This window comes from Olleya sp. UBA1516, from assembly GCF_002323495.1.
Classification (GTDB): Bacteria; Bacteroidota; Bacteroidia; order Flavobacteriales; family Flavobacteriaceae; genus Olleya.
In genome coordinates this window covers 15628-39224 of the sequence record NZ_DCQO01000011.1, presented here as the reverse complement: position 1 = coordinate 39224, position 23597 = coordinate 15628, and the positions used below count along the sequence as shown (strand labels likewise).

The window sequence follows — 23597 nt, the reverse complement described above, 5'->3', positions numbered from 1 at the left end:
AGCGACTTAATTAAGTCGCTTTTTTTTGTTTAAAACCTAGTGAATAACTCTTAAATTAAGCAGCAATTATTATCTATAATTAACCCTAAAAAACCTAAATTTGTGTCTTTATAAAAAACAACACTCAAACTAAAATATAATGATTCATTTCTTCGGAAACCAAAACAGTAACCTTTTTGCTGTTCAAGCAACAAAAGAATTATCAACGCAAACCATTTCTAAATTGATTTGGTTATTTGGCAACCAGCCAAAAATAGAACAAGCATCATTAGATGCTTTTTTTGTTGGTCCTAGAGCTGCAATGATTACACCTTGGAGTACTAATGCAGTAGAAATCACCCAAAATATGGGTATTGATGGCATCATCAGAATTGAAGAATTTGAAGCTTGCCAAAAAGACTTTACAGGCTTTGATCCAATGATTTCAGAAAAATATAATGGATTAAACCAAGAGTCTTTTTCAATTAATATCCAACCAGAACCAATATTAAATATTGAGGATATAGCATCTTATAATCAACAAGAAGGTTTAGCTTTAAATGATGAAGAAATTGAATACCTTGAAGGTGTATCAAAAAAAATAGGTCGTCCATTAACAGATTCAGAAGTCTTTGGGTTTTCTCAAGTCAACTCAGAACATTGTCGTCATAAAATATTTAATGGGACATTTGTCATTGATGGAAAAGAAAAACCAACTTCGCTTTTTAAACTAATTAAAGAAACCTCCAAGCAACATCCAAACACTATTGTTTCGGCTTATAAAGATAACGTTGCTTTTATAAAAGGTCCTAAAGTGGAGCAATTTGCGCCAAAACGTGCAGATGTTCCTGATTTCTATGTAAAAAAAGATTACGACTCTGTTATTTCGCTTAAAGCGGAAACACATAATTTTCCAACAACCGTAGAGCCATTTAATGGAGCTGCAACAGGATCTGGAGGAGAAATTAGAGACAGATTAGCTGGTGGAAAAGGATCCTTACCATTAGCAGGAACTGCTGTTTACATGACTTCTTATTCTAGATTGGAAGAAAATAGACCATGGGAACAAGCTATGGAAGCACGTCCTTGGCTATACCAAACACCAATGGATATTTTAATAAAAGCTAGTAATGGTGCATCAGACTTTGGTAACAAGTTTGGGCAACCTTTAATTTGTGGATCTGTCTTAACGTTTGAACACGACGAAGCAAAAAGCACGATTATTAATGGTGAAAAAAGAACCAACAGAAAAATTGGTTACGATAAAGTAATCATGCAAGCAGGAGGTATTGGTTACGGTAAAGCAGACCAAGCTTTAAAAGATACACCTAAAAAAGGTGATAAAATAGTAATATTAGGTGGAGAGAACTATCGCATTGGAATGGGTGGAGCTGCAGTATCCTCTGCAGATACAGGAGAGTTTGCTTCTGGTATAGAGCTTAATGCAGTACAACGATCTAACCCAGAAATGCAAAAACGTGCTGCCAATGCTGTACGTGGAATGGTAGAAAGTGACGAGAATTTTATAGTCTCTATCCATGATCATGGTGCAGGTGGACACTTAAACTGCTTATCAGAATTAGTTGAAGACACAGGTGGAACTATAGATTTAGATGCCTTACCTGTTGGTGATCCAACCCTTTCTGCTAAAGAAATTATTGGTAACGAATCTCAAGAACGAATGGGATTAGTTATTGCCGAAAAACATATAGATCATTTAAACAGAATTGCAGAAAGAGAACGTTCTCCGATTTATACTGTTGGTGACGTAACAGAAAACAATAGATTTACATTTAAATCTAAAACCAAAGGTGATACACCAATGGATTTAGCTTTAGAGGATATGTTTGGAAGCTCTCCAAAAACAATAATGACGGATACCACAATTGACAGAAATTATGGTGGTGTCTCTTATAACCCAAATTTATTTTACGATTATCTAGACCAAGTATTACAACTTGAAGCTGTAGCATGTAAAGATTGGTTAACAAATAAAGTGGACCGTTGTGTTGGTGGTAAAGTTGCCAAACAACAATGTGTTGGTCCATTACAAATCCCGTTAAATAATATGGGTGTAATGGCTTTGGATTATAATGGTGTAGAAGGGATTGCTACGTCTATTGGACACTCTCCTATCTCTGGATTAATTGATCCTGTTGCTGGAAGTAGAAACAGTATTACAGAAGCACTTACTAACATTATGTGGGCTCCATTAAAAGATGGACTAGAATCTGTATCATTATCTGCCAATTGGATGTGGCCTTGTAAAAATGAAGGTGAAGATGCACGTTTGTACGAAGCAGTACAAGCTATTTCAGAATATGCAATTGACTTAGGAATCAATGTTCCGACAGGAAAAGACTCGTTGTCAATGAAGCAAAAATATCCTAACGAAGAGGTTATTTCTCCTGGAACTGTAATTATTTCTGCTGCAGCAAACTGTAATAATATTAAAAATGTTATCGAGCCTGTTTTTAAAAGACAAGGTGGTGACATATATTACATAAACTTATCTCAAGACGACTTTAAATTAGGAGGAAGTAGCTTTGCGCAAATATTAAACAAAGTTGGTAATAACACTCCAAACACTAAAGACGCTAAGTACGTAAAAACCGTATTTAATACTATCCAAAAATTAATCAAGGATAATCAAATTATAGCTGGACATGATGTCGCTTCTGGTGGACTAATTACTACATTATTAGAGTTATGCTTTGCTGATGTAAATTTAGGTGCAGAACTAGATATTACTGCTTTAAACCAAAAGGACTCTTGTAAAGTCTTATTTTCTGAAAATTCAGGGATTGTTTTTCAATCTAAAGATGCTGCTATAGAAAAAGTACTTACAGACGCTAATATTGCTTTTCATAACATTGGAAAAGTTACAGATAGTGATACATTAAGTATTATAAACGGTATTGAGGTCTTTACTATGACTGTCTCTAGATTAAGAGACATGTGGTACAAAACATCTTTTTTATTAGACCAAAAACAAACTGCAAACGGTTTAGCTAAAACACGTTTTGACAACTATAAAAAACAAGATTTACAGTATAGTTTCCCTAAACATTTTACAGGAAAACTCCCAAACATAGATACCTCTAAACCAAGACCAAAAGCTGCAATTTTACGTGAAAAAGGAAGCAATTCTGAACGCGAAATGGCTAATGCAATGTATTTAGCTGGTTTTGATGTTAAAGATGTACACATGACAGATTTAATTTCTGGTCGCGAAACTTTAGAAGATATTCAGTTTTTAGGAGCTGTTGGTGGTTTTTCTAACAGTGATGTTTTAGGGTCTGCAAAAGGATGGGCTGGAGCAATAAAATACAATGAAAACGCTAATAAAGCCATAAATAACTTCTTTAAAAGAGAAGATACTTTATCCATTGGTATTTGTAATGGTTGTCAATTATTTATGGAATTAGAGTTGATTAATCCAGAACATGAGGTGCATGGAAAAATGCTTCATAATGACTCTAAAAAACATGAAAGCGCATTTACTTCAGTAACAGTTCAAGACAATAACTCGGTAATGCTTTCATCATTAAAAGACACAACTTTAGGTGTTTGGATAAGTCATGGAGAAGGTAAATTTAATCTTCCTAAGTCAGAGCAAGAGTATAACATTGTTGCAAAATATGGTTACGATAGTTATCCTGCAAATCCAAATGGATCAGATTTTAATACTGCAATGCTATGTGATAAAACTGGTCGTCATTTAGTAATGATGCCACATATAGAGCGTTCTACTTTTCAATGGAATTGGGCTAACTATCCAGATAACAGACAAGATGAAGTATCTCCATGGTTAGAAGCGTTTACAAATGCGAAGCAATGGATTGAAAATAAAAAGTAAGATAATTCATATTTTTTTTAATAAATTTCTTAGGTTTATGCTGTAATAATTCAGAACATAAAGCTATTAATGAATTTTAGATATATAGAATGTACCAACACTAACCAGTTGGTACAAAACTTTTTTGAGCTTACTGTTGAGCAAACCAGTATACCTTTAGTTTCTAAAGTTATACCAACTGCACAATCGCATATATTATTTTTTAAATCAAAATCACCACTAGAAACAGGCGTAAGAAATAAAATTTATAAGAATAAAGGAATCGTTGTATTTGGGCAATCCTATAAATCTTACACGATGAAGGCACAAAACCCCTATTTTAATTTTGGGATTAATTTGCATCCAACTGCACTATACAAAATTTTAAAAACAGATATTTCTAAATTAACAGATAAACATATTAGCCTATCTAAAATAGATACTAAATTATACGAGTTATTATATCCTGTTTTTAAAGAAAACCTTCACGGAACAGCATTAGCACAGCGTATTGAAAGCCAACTATCAAAGCTTCAAATTTACGAAAGTAAAAACACAAAATTAGTGGACGAAGCTATTAAGGTGATATACAAAAAGGAAGGTAAAATTAATGTAGAAGAACTTCTTAAAATATTTCCAATTTCGCAAAAACATCTAGAAGTACAGTTTAAAAAAACCATAGGATTAACACCTTTAAAATTTATAAAACTTTATAAATTTTTAAGTTTAATGAGGCAATACGAATCTAAAAAAGCATCAATAACACAATTAATAGAGTATTATGCTTATTATGACCTGTCTCATTTTACTAAAGACTTTAAATTATTTATGAACCAAAAGCCCTCAGATTACTTCAAATCTGAGAATATTTTCTTAAATAATTATTTAAAACTCTAATTTTTACGATTTTTTACATCATTTAAACAAAAGATTTTACATAATTTAGCTTCGAATTTATGTGTTTTATTTAATTTAAATGAAAGTTAAGGGATTCATTTAAAAATAGTTAGTTATTAAATAAAAATCAAAAAAGCATATATTCACGCTATCAATCAGTTAGCATAGGAGCTGTTTAATTACAGCTCCTTTTTTTTACTGCTATTTGAAATGGAAATAAAATTTCATACTTTGCAACTCTTAACAACTTCGCAAATAAACTAATGATAGAAATAACTAGACTCTTCGATTTCCCATACTATCAACTTGAAAAATACAATCTTGAAAATTCATTATCAACAAAATATGATGGTAAATGGGTATCAATTTCTACAAAAAAATACTTAGAACAAGCAAATACAATTAGTAGAGGTCTACTAAGATTAGGTGTTGCAAAAAACGATAAAATAGCAGTAATATCCTCTACCAATCGTACAGAATGGAATATAATGGATATTGGTATTTTACAACTTGGTGCACAAAATGTACCTGTATACCCTACAATATCCGAAGAGGATTATGCATACGTTTTAAATCATGCAGAAGCTAAATATTGTTTTATATCGTGTCAAGACGTTTATGATAAAGTCATAAAAATAAAAGGAGAAGTACCATCGTTAATAGAAGTTTATTGCTTTGATCAGTTAGAAAATTGCAAAAATTGGAACGAAGTGTTAGAGTTAGGAAAAGATCAATCTAACCAAAATGAAGTTGAAAAGTTAAAAGATAATGTAAAAGCTAGTGACCTAGCTACTTTAATATATACTTCCGGAACTACTGGAAAACCTAAAGGTGTAATGCTATCACACGATAATTTAGTTAGCAATGCTTTAGAAAGTTTTAAAAGAATACCTATTGGATTAGGAACAGCTAAAGCCTTAAGTTTTTTACCATTATGCCACGTATATGAGCGCATGCTTATATATTTATACCAATACTGTGGTGCCTCAATACACTACGCTCCTATTGACCAAATAAGCGAATACGCACAAGAGGTTAAGCCACAAGTAATGACTGCTGTACCTAGATTACTAGAAAAAGTATATGACAAAATTATTGCTAAAGGCGCTGAGTTAACCGGAATTAAGAAAAAATTATTTTTCTGGGCTGTAGACGTTGGGCTACAATACAAACCTTATGGCGAAAATGGTTGGTGGTACACACAAAAACTAAATCTTGCTAATAAATTAATATTTAGCAAATGGAAAGCTGCACTTGGAGGCGAAGTTGCAGTAATGGCATCTGGTAGTGCAGCTTTACAACCTAGATTAGCACGTGTATTTAATGCAGCAGGATTTGGTGTTATGGAAGGTTATGGATTAACCGAAACCTCTCCTGTTGTATCTGTAAATGATATGCGCAACGGAGGATTTAAAATAGGTACTGTCGGCAAATTATTAGATCGCACTGAAGTTAAAATTGCCGAAGATGGAGAAATTTGTGTAAAAGGACCTCAGGTCATGATGGGATATTACAAAGACGAAGCCAAAACTGCCGAAGTTATTAAAGATGGCTATTTCCACACTGGAGATATAGGTGTTATTGACGACGAAGGCTTTTTAAAAATTACCGATCGTAAAAAGGAAATGTTTAAAACCTCTGGTGGTAAATATGTAGCACCACAATTATTAGAAAACAGATGTAAACAATCTAGATTTATAGATCAAATAATGGTTATTGGTGAAGGCGAAAAAATGCCAGCAGCGATAATACAACCAGATTTTGAATTTATCAGAAATTGGGCCAAAATACATAACAAAACATTAGGTACTAACGAAGCGTTAGTTGCTAATCCAGAAGTAATAGCTCGTATACAAGAAGAGATAGACACAGCAAACACTAAATTTGCTAAGTGGGAAAAAATTAAACAATTTAGATTAACAGCCGAAGCTTGGACTGTAGAAGGTGGACACTTAGCTCCTACTTTAAAACTTAAGCGTAAAATAATTAAAGAAAAATATAAAGCATTATACAACGATATTTATGGTTATTAATACTTTAAAATAAATCTTATCTGCAAAAAAGCTATCTAAATTTAGGTAGCTTTTTTTTATGCACTAATTTTAAATTTATTATGCATGCATAATAAATTTTTACTATCTTTGAAAAGATAACCATTTATAATGATTCCAATATGAAAGACAAAACCATAGATTACGTCCTTAGAACCACATGGTTAGCGGTTAATAAAATGTACAACGAAGAAGCTGCTAAATTTGGTACAACTATGGCTACTGGTTTTACTTTATTAAGTATTGATCAAGAAGAAGGAACACCTTCCACCTCATTAGGTCCAATTATGGGTATGGAAGCAACTAGTCTTTCCAGAATCCTAAAACGTATGGAAGAATTAGATTTAATAGTACGTCGACCAAACCCAAATGATGGTCGTGGTGTATTAATTTATCTAACACCTTTTGGTAAAGAAAAACGTAAAGATGCCAAAGAGCGTGTTTTAGTTTTTAACGAAGCAATTAGAGAACACGTATCTGATGAAAAATTAAAAAGCTTTTACGAAGTTTCGGATACAATTAATGAATTGATCTCAAACAAAAAAATATACAATCAAAAAGAACACACATTAAAATAATATGAGCAAACGTAGAATTAAAAAAGTAGCGATTATTGGTTCCGGAATTATGGGATCTGGTATTGCTTGTCACTTCGCCAATATTGGTGTAGATGTATTATTATTAGACATCGTTCCTAGAGAACTAAACGACAAAGAAAAAGCTAAAGGATTAACCTTAGAAGACAAAGTCGTAAGAAACAGATTAGTAAACGATGCATTAACCGCATCTTTAAAATCTAAACCCTCTCCTATTTACAGTCAAGCTTTTGCTAGTCGTATTACTACAGGTAACTTAGAAGACGACATTGCTAAAGTAGCAGATGTAGACTGGATTATGGAAGTTGTAGTAGAAAGACTTGACATTAAACAACAAGTTTTTGAAAACCTAGAAAAATACAGAACGCCAGGAACTTTAATTACTTCAAACACTTCAGGAATTCCAATAAAATTCATGAATGAAGGTCGTAGCGAAGATTTCCAAAAGCATTTCTGTGGTACACACTTTTTTAACCCAGCACGTTACTTAAAATTATTCGAAATAATTCCAGGACCAAATACTGATCCTTCTGTATTAGAATTTTTAAATGAATATGGCGAAAAATTCTTAGGAAAAACTTCTGTTGTTGCTAAAGACACTCCTGCTTTTATAGGAAACAGAGTTGGAATCTTCAGCATACAAAGTTTATTTCACGCAGTTAAAGACTTAGATTTAACGATCGAGGAAGTTGATAAATTATCAGGACCAGTAATTGGTCGTCCAAAATCGGCAACCTTCCGTACGGTTGATGTTGTTGGTTTAGATACTTTGGTTCACGTTGCAAACGGAATTAGAGAAAATTGCCCTAATGACGAACGTTTAGAGTTATTTGAATTACCTGACTTCATCAATACAATGATGGAAAACAAATGGTTAGGAAGCAAAACAGGACAAGGTTTTTATAAGTTAGTAAGAAATGCAGATGGTACTAAAGACATTCTATCTTTAGACCTAAACACTTTAGAATACAGACCAAACAAACGCGCAAAATTCGCGACTTTAGAATTAACAAAGACTATTGATAAAGTAGTTGACCGTTTTAAAGTATTAGTAAAAGGAAAAGATAAAGCTGGTGAGTTTTACAGAAAAAGCTTCACTGCATTATTTGCTTACGTATCTAATCGTATTCCAGAAATTTCAGACGATGTTTATAAAATTGACGATGCTATGAAAGCTGGTTTTGGTTGGGAACACGGACCATTTCAAATTTGGGATGCTATTGGAGTAGAAAAAGGAATCGAGTTAATGAAAGCTGAAGGTTTAGAGCCTGCTGCTTGGGTTAATGACATGGTTGCTGCAGGTAATACATCTTTTTACACAGTAAAAGAAGGTGCAACATATTACTATGATATTCCTTCTAAAAAACAAACTAAAATACCTGGACAAGATAGCTTCATTATTTTAGATAATATTAGAAAAACAAACGAAGTATTTAAAAATTCTGGCGTTGTAGTTGAAGATTTAGGGGACGGAATACTTAACCTAGAATTTCAATCTAAAATGAATACTATTGGTGGTGACGTTTTAGCGGGATTAAATAAAGCTATTGATTTAGCCGAAAAAGATTTTGCTGGTTTAGTCGTTGGTAACCAAGCTGCAAACTTCTCAGTTGGTGCAAACATCGGAATGATTTTCATGATGGCTGCAGAGCAAGAATATGATGAGCTTAACATGGCTATCAAATACTTCCAAGATAGTATGATGCGTATGCGTTATTCTTCTATCCCAACTATTTCTGCGCCTCACGGAATGGCTTTAGGTGGTGGATGTGAGTTATCATTACACGCAGATAAAGTAGTTGCAGCAGCAGAGACTTATATGGGACTTGTAGAGTTTGGTGTTGGTGTTATTCCTGGTGGAGGAGGTTCTAAAGAAATGGCTTTAAGAGCACAAGATCTTTTCCAAAAAGGAGACGTACAACTTAACGTGTTACAAGAGCATTTCTTAACTATTGGTATGGCTAAAGTATCGACTTCTGCTTATGAAGCGTTTGACTTAAACTTACTACAAAAAGGAAAAGATGTCGTTGTAGTAAATAAAGACCGTCAAATAGCTGTTGCAAAACAACATGCTATGTTAATGGCTAATTCTGGTTACACACAACCCGTAAAAAGAGATGACGTTTTAGTTCTTGGTAAACAAGCATTAGGTATGTTTTTAGTTGGAACAGACTCTATGGAAGACTCTAATTACATTTCTGAACACGATATGAAAATAGCTAATAAATTAGCTTACGTTATGGCTGGTGGAGATTTATCAGAGCCAACACGCGTAACAGAACAATATTTATTGGATTTAGAGCGTGAAGCTTTCTTAAGTTTATGTACAGAACGTAAAACTTTAGAACGTATTCAGCACATGTTAACAAAAGGTAAACCTTTAAGAAACTAAAAAAATGAAAACAGCATATATAGTAAAAGCATATAGAACCGCAGTTGGTAAAGCTCCAAAAGGCGTGTTCCGTTTTAAAAGAACAGATGAATTGGCAGCCGAAACCATCAAGTATATGATGAAGGAATTGCCAGGTTTAGACCCAAAGCGTATCGACGATGTTATTGTTGGTAACGCAATGCCTGAAGGTTCTCAAGGATTAAATATGGCACGTTTAATCTCTTTAATGGGATTAGATATTGTTGATGTTCCTGGTGTAACAGTCAACCGTTTTTGCTCTTCTGGAGTAGAAACTATTGGTATGGCAACTGCAAAAATACAAGCTGGAATGGCAGATTGTATTATTGCTGGTGGTGCAGAAAGCATGAGTAGCGTACCAATGACAGGTTTTAAACCAGAATTAAACTACGACATTGTAAAATCTGGTCACGAAGATTATTATTGGGGAATGGGAAATACTGCTGAAGCTGTTGCAAAACAGTTTAAAGTATCTCGTGAGGACCAAGATGAGTTTGCATTTAATTCGCACATGAAAGCATTAAGAGCGCAAGCTGAAAACCGTTTTCAAGATCAAATAGTACCAATCAATGTTGAAGAAACTTACATTGATGCTAACGGAAAGAAAGCAACAAAATCTTACACAGTAACTAAAGATGAAGGACCTCGTGCAGGAACTAGCAAAGAAGCTTTAGCAAAACTTAGAGCAGTATTTGCTGCTGGAGGAAGTGTTACAGCTGGTAACTCGTCACAAATGAGTGATGGTGCTGCTTTTGTAATGGTTATGAGTGAAGACATGGTTAAAGAACTAGGTTTAGAGCCAATTGCAAGAATGGTAAACTATGCTGCAGCAGGTGTTGAGCCTCGTATCATGGGTATTGGACCAGTAAAAGCGATTCCAAAAGCATTAAAACAAGCAGGATTAAAACAAGACGATTTATCTTTAATCGAGTTAAATGAAGCTTTTGCTTCTCAATCTTTAGCAGTAATTAGAGAATTAGGTCTTAACCCAGATATTATTAACGTAAATGGTGGTGCAATTGCATTGGGTCACCCATTAGGATGTACAGGTGCTAAATTATCGGTACAACTTTTTGACGAAATGCGTAAGCGTGACATGCAAGGTAAATATGGTGCAGTTACCATGTGCGTTGGAACAGGTCAAGGTGCTTGTGGAATATTTGAATTTCTTAATTAAAAAAGACAAGAGAAAATAGAATAAAGAGAAAAGACTGATGTGTGCTAAACAAAGACATAATTATAAGAATTTAAAAATTTGGAAACTCGGTTTAGAGATTACAAATAATATTTCTGACGTGTTATTAGATTTCCCAAAGCACGAAAGATATGATTTAAGTTCTCAAATTAGTAGATGCTCAGTTTCAATGCCAAGTAATATTGCAGAAGGTTCATCAAGAACTGACAAATCTTTTCGTCATTACTTAGATATCTCATTAGGTTCTTCTTTTGAATTAGGAACACAATTATTAGTTGCGCAACACAGAAAATATATAAATAACGAAACATTAAAAAAACTTGAAGAAAAAATAGAAGAATTCCAAAGGATGACAATGGGATTTCAAAATAGTCTCGGTTAGAGTCTTTTTTCTATTTTCTATCTTCTTTAATCTAATTAAAAACATGGCAACAGAAGAAAAAGATATATTAAGAGGAGGTCAATTCCTTGTAAAAGAAACAAATTGTGAAGATGTGTTTACTCCTGAAGATTTTTCAGAAGAACAATCAATGATGAAAGATTCTGTAATGGAATTTAACGATCGTGAAATTATACCTCACAAAGCACGCTTTGAGGCTAAAGATTATGCATTAACTGAAGAAGTAATGCGTAAAGCTGGAGACATGGGCTTTTTAAGTGTTGCCGTACCTGAAGCTTTTGGCGGAATGGGAATGGGATTTGTTTCTACAGTATTAACATGTGATTACATTTCTTCTGGAACTGGATCATTTAGTACTGCTTTTGGTGCACATACTGGTATTGGTACTATGCCAATTACTCTTTATGGTACTGAGGAACAAAAAAACAAATACGTACCAAAATTAGCATCTGGAGAGTGGTTTGGAGCTTACTGTTTAACAGAGCCTGGAGCTGGATCTGATGCAAATTCTGGTAAAACAACTGCTGAGCTTTCTGCAGATGGAAAATCATACAAAATTAACGGTCAAAAAATGTGGATCTCAAATGCAGGATTCTGTAGTGTGATGATCGTTTTTGCTCGTATTGAAGATGATAAAAACATTACTGGATTTATCGTTGAATATGATGGTGAAAATCCTAACGGAATTACTTTAGGTGAAGAAGAACATAAATTAGGTATTCGTGCGTCTTCTACGCGTCAAGTATTTTTTAACGACACTGTTGTTCCTGCTGAAAATATGTTAGCTGGTCGTGGTGAAGGTTTTAAAATTGCGATGAATGCTCTTAACGTTGGTCGTATTAAATTAGCTGCTGCATGTTTAGATTCTCAAAGAAGAATTTTAACTACTGCTGTAAACTATGCTAAAGAACGTAAACAATTTAAAACACCTATTGCAGATTTTGGAGCAATTAAAGTGAAGTTAGCCGAAATGGCTGCAAGTGCTTATGCTGGTGAATCTGCTACTTATAGAGCTGCTAAAAATATTGAAGACAGAATCGCGATGCGTGAAGCTGCTGGAAATACACACCAAGAAGCAGAGCTTAAAGGTGTTGAAGAATATGCAATTGAATGTTCTATATTAAAAGTTGCGGTATCTGAAGATGTACAAAATTGTGCAGATGAAGGAATCCAAATTTTTGGTGGAATGGGATTCTCTGAAGAAACTCCTATGGAATCTGCTTGGAGAGATGCTAGAATTGCACGTATATACGAAGGAACTAACGAGATTAACAGAATGTTAGCGGTTGGTATGTTAGTTAAAAAGGCAATGAAAGGTCATGTTGACTTATTAGGTCCTGCTTCTAAAGTACAAGAAGAATTAATGGGAATACCATCTTTTGAAACACCAGATTACTCTGAGTTATTTTCAGAAGAAAAAGAAATGATTAAGAAACTTAAAAAGACATTCTTAATGGTTGCAGGTGGTGCTGTTCAAAAATATGGTCCTCAATTAGAAGATCACCAACAATTATTAATTGCAGCTGCAGATATCTTAATTGAAATCTATATGGCAGAGTCTGCAATTTTAAGAACTGAGAAAAACGTTAAGCGTACTAGCGAAGCTGAGCAATCGGCACAAATCGCAATGGCTAAATTATATTTATATCACGCAGTAGATATTGTTGAAGAAAAAGGAAAAGAAAGTATTATTTCTTTTGCTGAAGGAGACGAACAACGTATGATGTTAATGGGTCTTAAGCGTTTTACAAAATACGCTAACTATCCAGATATAGTAGACTTACGTATCGAGATTGCTGAAAAAGTAAAAGCAGAAGGAAAATACTGCTTCTAAAAATTAAGTTTTAGTTTTAATTACCCTAAAAAGCTGTTTTGTAATGAAACAGCTTTTTTAATTTTGTTACTTTAGTAAAAAATTAAAAGTAAATGATTAAACACTTCCTATTTTTTACTAGCGCTTTGCTACTTTTAAGCTGCAATAATAATCAGAAACAAATTTTTAAACCCGAAAAACCACCGACTGTAGTATTAAAAGCACAAGATCAAATATTAGTAGACGGTAGAGCAACTGAAGATGCTTGGATTAATGCCAAATGGCATGCCATAGACCAAAAATGGTTAGGCGAGAATTATAATGATGAAGACTTTAAAGGACAATACAAACTAACTTGGAACGAACAAGCTCTTTTTGCTTTAGTCAAAATTCAAGACGATTCACTTTATGATCAATATAAAGACCCATTAAAATTATGGTGGGATGATGATTGTGTTGAAGTCTTTATTGACGAGGATAATAGTGGTGGTGAGCATCAATATAATCACAACGCATTTGCTTATCATGTTGCACTAGATGGAAACGTCGTTGATATTGCTCCTGGCGAAAAACCAACTCTTTATAACAACCACGTAGAATCTAAGAGAATTACTTCGGGTAACACTTCTATTTGGGAACTAAAAATACATATTTATAAAGCTAATTATATTGATGGAGGACATAACTCACCTACTAATTTGTTCTCTAATAAAAAGATAGGATTTGCCATAGCATATTGTGATAATGATTCAAGTACTGAACGCGAAAATTTTATAGGATCAGAAATTATTGAAGGAGAAGATAAAAATAGAGGCTGGATTGATGCTTCTGTTTTTGGGACTTTAATTTTAAAAGAATAAAAAATGAATAAAACTCTAATAGCAAGTTTAATATTAATTCTAACTGGATATTCAAACTTAAAAGCCCAAGGCTTACTGCAAGAAAAAAACAACTTTACTAGACAAGACACGCTTCGTGGTAGTATTACTCCTGAGCGCGAATGGTGGGATTTAAGCTATTATCATTTAGACATTAAGGTTAATCCTGAAGACAAAACTATTGCTGGAACAAATACAATTCAGTATAACGTTTTAAAACCAAACCAAGTTTTACAAATTGACTTGCAAGAACCATTAGTATTGACTAAAGTGACTCAAAACAATAAAGAACTAGAAATAAAACACGATGGAAATGCACACTTTGTAATGCTTAAAGATCAACAATATATAGGTGAAACAAATAGTGTAATTGCTTATTACGAAGGGAAACCTCGTGAAGCTGTTAGAGCACCTTGGGATGGCGGAATTTCTTGGAAAAAAGATACCAACGGAAATCATTTTATAGCCTCATCCTGTCAAGGACTTGGCGCAAGTGTTTGGTGGCCTAATAAAGACCACATGTATGACGAAGTAGATAGTATGGATATTAGCGTTACTATCCCAAAAGGGTTAATGAATGTGTCTAACGGAAGACTTAAAAATATTATTGATAATAAAGATGAAACAATTACAACTAATTGGCATGTAGCAAACCCAATTAACAACTATGGTGTAAATATTAATATTGGTGATTATGCTAATTTTTCTGAAGTTTTTAAAGGCGAAAAAGGCGATTTAGACATGAATTATTACGTCTTAAAAGACAACCTTGAAAAAGCAAAAAACCATTTTAAAGATGCACCAAAAATGATGAAAGCTTTTGAACATTGGTTTGGTCCTTATCCGTTTTACGAAGATAGTTTTAAACTGGTAGAAGTTCCTTATTTAGGTATGGAACACCAAAGTTCTGTAACTTACGGAAACAAATATATGAATGGCTATTTGGGTAGCGATTTATCCGGAACAGGTTGGGGTTTAAAATTTGATTTTATTATTATTCACGAAGCTGGACACGAGTGGTTTGCTAACAATATTACCAATGTAGATATTGCAGATATGTGGATTCACGAAAGTTTTACTGCTTATTCTGAAAGCTTATTTTTAGATTATTATTACGGTAAACAAGCCTCATCAGAATACGTTATTGGTACAAGAAGAGGTATTCAAAATGACAGACCGTTAATTGGACATTATAATGTTAATAATGAAGGTTCTGGCGACATGTATTACAAAGGTGCAAACATGCTTCATACCATTCGTCAATTGGTTAAAGATGACGAAAAATGGAGACAAATATTACGTACTTTAAATTCAAAATTCTATCATCAAACCGTAACAACACAACAAATTGAAAACTGTTTAGCAGAAGAATCTGGATTGGATTTAAAAGGCATTTTCAATCAATATTTACGCACTGTTAACATTCCTGTTTTTGAATATCAAGTTGAAGGTAAAAAATTACACTACAAATGGACTAATATAGTTGATGACTTTATAATGCCAATTCAAATTGAAGTCAATGGTGTTAATCAATGGATTACACCTTCAAAAAACAATCAAACGCTTAAATTAAAATTTAAAGATGCTAAAATAAAAGTGGATAGTAATTTTTATGTGAATGTAAAAGCACTTTAAAAATGACTACTGACGAGTACTATTTTAAATCTGATACTGAATGGCGAGAATGGTTACACATCAATCACGACAGCGATGATGGTATCTACCTCATCTTTTACAAAGTAGACCACAAAAACGAAAGTATGCGTTGGGAAGAAGCTGTAAAAGTAGCCTTGTGTTATGGTTGGATCGATAGTACTGTTAAAAGTTTAGGAGATGGAAAACGCAGACAATATTTTTGCAAACGTAATCCAAAAAGCGTTTGGAGCGCACTTAACAAAAGACACGTTAAAGCTTTACTTGCAGAAGACTTAATGCATCCAAAAGGTTTAGAAATAATTAAAACAGGAAAGAAAAACGGAAGTTGGACTGCTTTAGATGACGTTGAAAAAGGTATAATTCCCGAAGCATTACAATTAGCGTTTAATGCAAACCCGAAAGCTTATAAAAACTACAACAATTTTGCGCCTTCATACAGAAAAAGTTATTTGTATTGGCTAAACCAAGCCAAACGGGAAGCTACAAAAGAAAAGAGAATTACAGAGATTATTAAATTTTGCGAAGCCAATATTAAGTCTAGAGATACGTGGTAATGACTAAATATTGAAAGGCTTTCACTTTTTTTCGACTTAATATAAAACCGCAACACAATGAATATTCAAAAAATAAATTTCACTAATGCAGAAGGTCAACAATTAGTTGGTCGTTTAGAGCTGCCAATAAATCAACATCCTCATAATTTTGCCATTTTCGCACATTGTTTTACTTGTAATAAAAACTTATCTGCAGTAAAAAATATTTCTCGCGAATTAACAGCAAATGGCTTTGGAGTATTACGTTTTGATTTTACTGGTTTAGGGGAAAGTGAAGGTGATTTTGAAAACACCAATTTTTCAGGAAATGTAGAAGATTTAATTAGTGCTTCTAATTATTTGAAAGAAAACTATACTGCTCCTTCCCTATTAATTGGACATTCCTTAGGTGGAGCTGCTGTTATATTTGCTGCCTCTACAATAGAATCTGTTAAAGCGGTTGCAACCATTGGAGCACCTTCTAATCCAAAACACGTCAAGCACTTAATACAAAGTAGTGTTGAAGAAATTAAGGCAACAGGAAAAGCAAATGTGAATATTGGAGGAAGACCATTTACAATTAAAAAACAATTTTTAGAAGATATTGAAACTAAGTCACTACCAGACGTTGCTAAAAATTTACGAAAAGCCTTATTAGTTATGCATTCGCCTCAAGATACAACCGTTGGTATTGAAAATGCTGAAGAAATTTATATCGCAGCAAGACATCCAAAAAGTTTTGTAACGCTAGATGGAGCGGATCATTTATTAATGAAAAAAGAGGATTCTGTTTACGTAGGAAGTGTGATTGCTACTTGGGCAAAACGCTATATTACCATACCTAGAACAGAAATAGTAAAGACAACACATCAAGCAGTTGCAAGTTTAGATGCAAAAGATGGTTTTACCACACAAATGACTGTTGGAAGTCATACTATGATGGCTGATGAGCCTACAAATTTTGGTGGCAATGATTTTGGACCTTCGCCATATGAGTTTGTCTCAGCTGGATTATCTGCTTGTACTGCAATGACTGTTCAAATGTATGTTAAACGAAAAGGATGGGATTTACAAAATATTGAAGTCCACACTTCACATACTAAAGTATCAAAACAAGTTGTTGAAAATGGCGAACAAAAAGAAATGAAAGTTGACACGTTTAATAGAGAGATTAAACTAAAAGGTAACTTAGACGAAAAACAGATACAACGTATTCTTCAAATTGCAGATAAATGTCCAGTGCATAAAACGTTACATAGCGATATAGAAGTGGCTACCACACTGGTTTAAATAAAAAAGCGCATCATTTTAATGATGCGCTTTTTTATTGTTTTAAGTTTCAAAATTACAAACCACTAATAAAACTTCCGTAAGGATCTTTAAACTGAATCCCTTCAGTAAATCTGTGTTTACTTAATTGTTTATATTCCACTAAAGCCCAAAGCACAAACTCTTTTACAAAATAACTTTCTTGTTTTGTTAATTTTGGTTGGTGTTCTGCTAATAAATCATCTAAAGGAGAAACTGCATCTAATAGATTTTTATACTCCTTGTCTCGTAAACCGTCTAATAGCTCAAAACCTTCAGAAGCATTGAAAAACCAAGAGACAATGTCATCATAAGGACTTACATCTTCTTGTTTTTTTAATTTTTCTATCTTAGGGAAAAACTCAGGAAATAAACTTTTAACCGCTTCACCTATTAAGTTATAAGCCACTTGTGCAGCACCTTCTTGTTCACCTTCATAAACCAACTCAACTTTACCAGTAATAGCAGGAATAATTCCTAAAAAGTCTGATAATCTAATAGTTGTAGTATCATCTCCATTTTTTAATCCTCTAAGCTCTGCTGTACTTAATAAGTTTTCAAAAGCGGTAATACTTAAACGTGCACTTACACCACTTTTTTCATCTATAAAATCACTGTCTCTTGCTTCAAATACAATTTGTTCTAATAAATCTTTTGCTAATTCTGGTACATGAATACTTTCTTTTTGACGACCATCAGATTTAGCTTCTTGTTGCGTAATAATTTTAGCAGTTTCAATATCTTTTGGATAATGCGTTAAAATTTGCGATCCAATTCTATCTTTTAAAGGTGTTACAATGCTTCCTCTATTGGTATAATCTTCAGGATTTGCAGTAAAAATAAACTGCATGTCTAAAGGTAAACGTAATTTAAATCCTCTAATCTGTATATCACCTTCTTGTAAAATGTTAAACAAAGCCACTTGTATTCTAGCTTGTAAATCTGGTAATTCATTAATAACAAAAATGCAACGATTTGCACGCGGAATCATTCCGTAATGTATTACTCTGTCATCTGCATAACTCAACTTTAAGTTTGCTGCTTTTATTGGATCCACATCACCAATAATATCTGCAACAGTAACATCTGGAGTTGCTAATTTTTCGGCAAAACGCTCGCTTCTATGCATCCAAGTAATTGGTGTGTCGTCTCCTTTTTCTGTAATCAATTCGGTTGCAAAACGTGAAATGGGTTGTAAAGGATCGTCATTAATTTCGGAACCATCAACCACAGGAATATACTCGTCTAACAAATTAAGCATTAAACGTGCTAAACGTGTTTTTGCTTGACCACGTAATCCTAAAAAGTTGATATTATGACGTGATAAAATGGCACGTTCTAACTCTGGAATCACAGTGTTTTCGTAACCATGTACGCCTTCAAAAACGGTTGTTTTACTTTTTATTTTTTCAATTAAATTATCTCTTAATTCATCTTTAATAGACTTGCTTTTGTATCCAGCTTTTTTTAATTCGCCTAAAGTTTTAATATTTTTTATTTCCATAGTTCTTTTAAATCTTTTTCATTCGAGCGTGAAAATTTTTCACTTATAACTCTTAGCTTTTTTTATCCTTTAATTCTTTTTTTTCTATTTGTTTCGTAGTCCTCAAAAATCATTTCACCTAATCCTTTTAATCCTGTATAAAACGCTTTTCCTTGATTGGCATGCGTAAATTCTTCTACAAATTGCATTAGATAAGGATCTTGAGCAATCATAAAAGTTGTAATAGGAATATGCAATTTTCTGGCTTGTTGTGCTTGTGCATAGCATTTATTAGTAATGTATGGGTTTAAACCATTACTATCTTTATAATAGGTTCCGTCTGGCAAACGCAAGCAACTTGGTTTACCATCTGTTATCATAAAAATTTGCTTATTAGTATTACGTTTACGACGCAATAAATCCATTGCTAATTGTAGTCCAGCAACCGTATTTGTATGATATGGACCAACGTTTAAATAGGGTAAATCTTTAATTTTTATTGGCCAAGCATCGTTACCAAAAACTAATATGTCTAAGGTATCTTTTGGGTAGCGTGTTGTAATTAATTCGGCTAAAGCCATCGCTACTTTTTTAGCAGGTGTTATTCTGTCCTCTCCATACAAAATCATACTGTGGCTAATGTCTATCATTAAAACCGTACTCATTTGTGACTTATGTGTGGTTTCTTCGACCACTAAATCGTCTTCGGTTAAATTAAAATCGCCAATTCCGTTGTTAATTTGTGCGTTTCTTAGACTTTCCGTCATAGAGACTTTATCCAAACTGTCGCCAAATTGGTAGTTTCTAAAATCGCCTGTATGCTCATCTCCTATTCCAACACCTTTACTTTTATGGTTTCCAGAACCACTACGTTTGATGTTACCAAATATTTGATCCAATGCAGATTGTCTAATGGCACGCTCAGTCTTTGCTGTAATAGCATTCCCTTTGTTTCCATCTGGTTTAATTTCTTCACGTATGTAACCTTTTTCTTTAAGATCTTCAATAAAATCGTCAATTGAATATTCTGGAGTGGTTAATTTATATTCTTTATCTAATTCGCGAAGCCAATCTATAGCTTCGTCAAAATCTCCAGAAGTATGCGTAATTAATTCTTTAAAAATATCAAAAAGCTTCTCAAAAGGGGATTGCGAAGGTGCTTCGTATGGTTTAAATACAAAGCCTTTTCTGTTGTTATTTTTGTTTTTCATGCAGTATAAAAATACGACATTTTAACATCAAAATAAACGTCTTAACAGCTTTTTAAGATTATGTTGTTTAACTTTATGCAAACTAATCGACCAAAAATGAAAAAACTATCCTTTACCCTCTTATTACTCTTCTGTATTACAGCGTTTTCGCAAGAATTCTCTATGGATTTAGTTAAAAACATGAAACCAAGAAACATTGGTCCAGGCGGAATGTCTGGTCGTGTTACAGCAATAGATGCTGTTCACTCTAATCCAGATATTATGTATGTTGGTACTGCTTCTGGTGGTTTATGGAAATCGACTTCTGGTGGTATAAATTGGGAACCTATTTTTGAAAAAGAAGTCACAGCATCTGTTGGTGCAGTTGCCATACAACAATCTAATCCAAGTGTGATTTGGGTAGGTACTGGAGAAGGTAATCCTAGAAATAGTTTAAATGGTGGTTATGGAATCTATAAATCTTTAGACGCAGGAAAATCATGGACGCTTATGGGTTTAGAAAACACTAGACACATACATCGTGTGGTTATAGATCCTACAAATCCTAATATAGTGTATGCTGCTGCAATTGGTAGTCCATGGGGAGAACATCCAGAACGTGGTATTTTTAAAACTACAGATGGTGGTAAATCTTGGAAAAAAATATTATTTGCCAATAACAAAACAGGAGCTGCAGACCTTGTTATGGACCCTACTAATCCAAACAAATTAATTGCTACACTATGGGAGCATAAACGTGAGCCTTGGTTTTTTAAATCTGGAGGAACAGGTTCTGGATTACATATCACACATGATGGTGGAGAAAACTGGACTAAAGTAACAGAAAAAGAAGGCTTTCCTAAAGGAGAACTAGGTCGTATTGGTGTCGCAATAGCTGCTAATAAACCAAATATTATTTATGCTTTGGTTGAAGCAAAAAAGAATGCACTTTACAGAAGTGATGATGGTGGGTTTAAATGGAAAAAAATAAATGAAAAAAGCGACATTGGAAATAGACCTTTTTATTATTCTGAAATATATGTTGATCCACAAAACGAAAACAGAGTATATTCAGTTTACACCTATATTAATGTTAGTGAAGATGGTGGTAAAAACTTTACACAGTTAATGCCTGCTTATGGTGCAAACAATGGAGTGCATCCTGATCATCATGCTTGGTGGATACATCCTACAAATGGTAATTTTATGATTGATGGTAATGATGGTGGATTAAATATTACTAAAGATGGTGGTAAAAACTGGCGTTTTGTTGGTAACCTTCCTGTGGCTCAATTTTACCATATTAATGTAGATAATGAATATCCATATAATGTGTATGGAGGTATGCAAGATAACGGATCATGGAGAGGTCCTGCTTATGTTTGGCGTGCACAAGGTATACGCAACAGCTATTGGCAAGAGATTAGTTTTGGAGATGGTTTTGATGTGGTACCTGATAAAGACGATTCGCGTTACGGTTGGACCATGAGTCAACAAGGCTCTGTTAGCAGATATGATTGGCAAACAGGTAATAATTATACTATACAACCAACACATCCAGATAAAGATGTTACCTTAAGATTTAATTGGAATAGCGCAATAAACATTGACCCTTTTAGCAATAATACTATTTATTTTGGAAGTCAGTTTGTACATAAATCTACAGACAAAGGATTAACATGGACAGTCATCTCACCTGATTTAACAACTAACGATCCTGAAAAATTAAAACAACATGAAAGTGGTGGCTTAACTATGGATGCTACTGGAGCAGAAAACCACTGTACTATTTTAGCAATAGAACCTTCTCCTGCAGAAAAAGATGTCTTTTGGGTTGGTACAGATGATGGTCGCGTGCATGTTACCACAAATGGAGGACAAAGCTATAACGACGTGTCAAATAATCTAAAAGGATTACCTAAAGGCAGTTGGATTGCACAAATAAAAGCTAGTAATAAAAATAAAGGTGAGGCTTTGCTTATCGCCAATGATTACAGACGTTTTAACTACACACCTTACGCTTATAAAACAACTAACTATGGTAAAACATGGGAGCGTATTGTAGACGAAAACGATGTTAAAAGTTACACCTTATCAATTATTGAAGATTTAGAAGAACCAAACTTACTATTTTTAGGTACAGATGATGGTTTATACGTATCTATAAACGCAGGAAATAATTGGACTAAATGGACGGAAGGCTTCCCTACTGTTTCTGTAAAAGACTTAGTAATTCATCCTAGAGAGCATGATTTAGTAATTGGGACTTTTGGACGTGCTGCTTGGGTTTTGGACGATATTAGACCATTACGTGCTATAGCAAAAAACAAACAAGTTATAGACAGTAAAATTACCCTATTCTCTCCTCCTATTGCATATCAAGCAGCTTACCAACAACCAACAGGAAGCCGATTTGGTGCAGATGCTATGTTTAATGGAGATAACAGAGGTCGTGGTGCACAATTTACGTATTTGGTTAATCCTGTAAAAGCTTCAAAAGAAGAGAAAAATGAAGACGATGATGATAAAGCAAATGATTCTGATGCTGATGACGATAAAAATGAAATTAAATGGGATTCTATTTCATTAAAAATATACAATGGAGATAAGTTAATCAGAACCTTAAAACGTAAAGTTCCAGAAAATAAAGGATTACATAAATGGACTTGGTATATGGACGAAAAAGGTGGCGACAGACCATCTAGAACCGTTAGAAAAAGCTCTAGAGAATCTGGAGGTGTAGATGTAAAACCAGGCAACTACAAAGCTATTTTAGAATATGGTGACCAAACATCAGAAACCATGATTACTGTAGCGTCAGATCCAAGACTAGATGTATCTACCAAAAATACAGATGCTGTATATGCTGCTTTAAAAGAGATTGAAAATATCCGTCAAATAGCTGCTGATGCCACTAAGCAATTAGCTGAAAATAAAAAGTTAGCTGAAAAATATAAAACGGAATTAACGGATTTAGATAAAGAAAAATATAAAGATGAAATAAAAGCATCCAAAGACATAATTAAACAAATTGATGAATTATTAGATATTTACATTGGCAAACAAGATAAACGCCAAGGAATAACTAAAACTTTAGATGTTAGTGTAAATAACAGAATAGGTACTGCCTCTTGGTATATTGCAACAAGACAAAATGGTTTAACTAGTACAGAAACCACCTTATTACAACATGCTAAAGAAGATTTAAAATTAGCATTAGATAAAACCAATACCTTTTTTAACACCAACTTTAAACCCTATTATCAAAGCATTATTAAAATTAATATGACCAAAGGTATAGATGAAATTAAAACCTTTAGTTTAGATTAATTGTTTGTAAATTACAACAGTAAAATTATGTATCTAACAT

General features: G+C 33.5%; 15 protein-coding genes. 13 read left to right on the top strand and 2 right to left on the bottom strand.

What is annotated here, in order from left to right:
- The first annotated feature begins 139 nt into the window (after window positions 1-139).
- The 12 genes from purL to B2989_RS06980 all read left to right on the top strand — a co-directional run bounded on the left by purL (window position 140) and on the right by B2989_RS06980 (window position 17536).
- Entirely contained in the window at window positions 140-3838 is a 3699-nt protein-coding gene (purL, locus tag B2989_RS07035) for a phosphoribosylformylglycinamidine synthase (RefSeq protein WP_292946487.1), read from the top strand.
- Window positions 3839-3907: 69 nt separating this feature from the next.
- Window positions 3908-4714, top strand: coding sequence for a helix-turn-helix domain-containing protein (locus B2989_RS07030; RefSeq protein WP_292946484.1), 807 nt, complete (start codon window positions 3908-3910; stop codon window positions 4712-4714).
- Window positions 4715-4977: 263 nt separating this feature from the next.
- Entirely contained in the window at window positions 4978-6747 is a 1770-nt protein-coding gene (locus tag B2989_RS07025; RefSeq protein WP_292946481.1) for an AMP-dependent synthetase/ligase, read from the top strand.
- A 140-nt stretch (window positions 6748-6887) separates the two neighbouring features.
- On the top strand, window positions 6888-7343 hold the full coding sequence (locus B2989_RS07020; RefSeq protein WP_145002185.1) for a MarR family winged helix-turn-helix transcriptional regulator: 456 nt from the start codon (window positions 6888-6890) through the stop codon (window positions 7341-7343).
- Between the two features lies 1 nt (window position 7344).
- On the top strand, window positions 7345-9753 hold the full coding sequence (locus tag B2989_RS07015) for a 3-hydroxyacyl-CoA dehydrogenase NAD-binding domain-containing protein (RefSeq protein WP_292946477.1): 2409 nt from the start codon (window positions 7345-7347) through the stop codon (window positions 9751-9753).
- A gap of 4 nt (window positions 9754-9757) precedes the next feature.
- Window positions 9758-10948, top strand: a complete 1191-nt coding sequence (locus B2989_RS07010; protein ID WP_292946474.1) for an acetyl-CoA C-acyltransferase — start codon at window positions 9758-9760, stop codon at window positions 10946-10948.
- A 37-nt stretch (window positions 10949-10985) separates the two neighbouring features.
- Window positions 10986-11348 (top strand): four helix bundle protein, encoded by a 363-nt coding sequence (locus tag B2989_RS07005; protein ID WP_292946470.1) that lies wholly within the window; start codon window positions 10986-10988, stop codon window positions 11346-11348.
- Between the two features lie 43 nt (window positions 11349-11391).
- Window positions 11392-13200, top strand: a complete 1809-nt coding sequence (locus B2989_RS07000; RefSeq protein WP_292946467.1) for an acyl-CoA dehydrogenase family protein — start codon at window positions 11392-11394, stop codon at window positions 13198-13200.
- 92 nt (window positions 13201-13292) lie between these two features.
- Window positions 13293-14039 carry a sugar-binding protein gene (locus tag B2989_RS06995; RefSeq protein WP_292946464.1) on the top strand — a complete coding sequence of 249 codons (747 nt, stop codon included), beginning with the start codon at window positions 13293-13295 and terminating at the stop codon, window positions 14037-14039.
- Window positions 14040-14042: 3 nt separating this feature from the next.
- Entirely contained in the window at window positions 14043-15692 is a 1650-nt protein-coding gene (locus B2989_RS06990) for a M1 family metallopeptidase (RefSeq protein WP_292946461.1), read from the top strand.
- A gap of 2 nt (window positions 15693-15694) precedes the next feature.
- Window positions 15695-16267: a YdeI/OmpD-associated family protein gene (locus B2989_RS06985; RefSeq protein ID WP_292946457.1), complete on the top strand. Its 573-nt coding sequence runs from the start codon at window positions 15695-15697 to the stop codon at window positions 16265-16267.
- A gap of 57 nt (window positions 16268-16324) precedes the next feature.
- Entirely contained in the window at window positions 16325-17536 is a 1212-nt protein-coding gene (locus tag B2989_RS06980; RefSeq protein ID WP_292946454.1) for a bifunctional alpha/beta hydrolase/OsmC family protein, read from the top strand.
- A gap of 55 nt (window positions 17537-17591) precedes the next feature.
- Here B2989_RS06980 and B2989_RS06975 read toward each other — a convergent pair whose 3' ends face one another.
- Both B2989_RS06975 and B2989_RS06970 read right to left on the bottom strand, forming a co-directional pair.
- Window positions 17592-19058 (bottom strand): magnesium chelatase, encoded by a 1467-nt coding sequence (locus B2989_RS06975; protein ID WP_292946451.1) that lies wholly within the window; start codon window positions 19056-19058, stop codon window positions 17592-17594.
- Window positions 19059-19120: 62 nt separating this feature from the next.
- The gene (locus tag B2989_RS06970) at window positions 19121-20248 is read right to left on the bottom strand and encodes a vWA domain-containing protein (RefSeq protein ID WP_145002207.1); all 1128 of its coding nucleotides are present in this window, start codon (window positions 20246-20248) and stop codon (window positions 19121-19123) included.
- A gap of 96 nt (window positions 20249-20344) precedes the next feature.
- Here B2989_RS06970 and B2989_RS06965 point away from each other — a divergent pair, with 96 nt between their 5' ends.
- The gene (locus B2989_RS06965) at window positions 20345-23557 is read left to right on the top strand and encodes a VPS10 domain-containing protein (RefSeq protein ID WP_292946448.1); all 3213 of its coding nucleotides are present in this window, start codon (window positions 20345-20347) and stop codon (window positions 23555-23557) included.
- Window positions 23558-23597 lie beyond the last annotated feature (40 nt).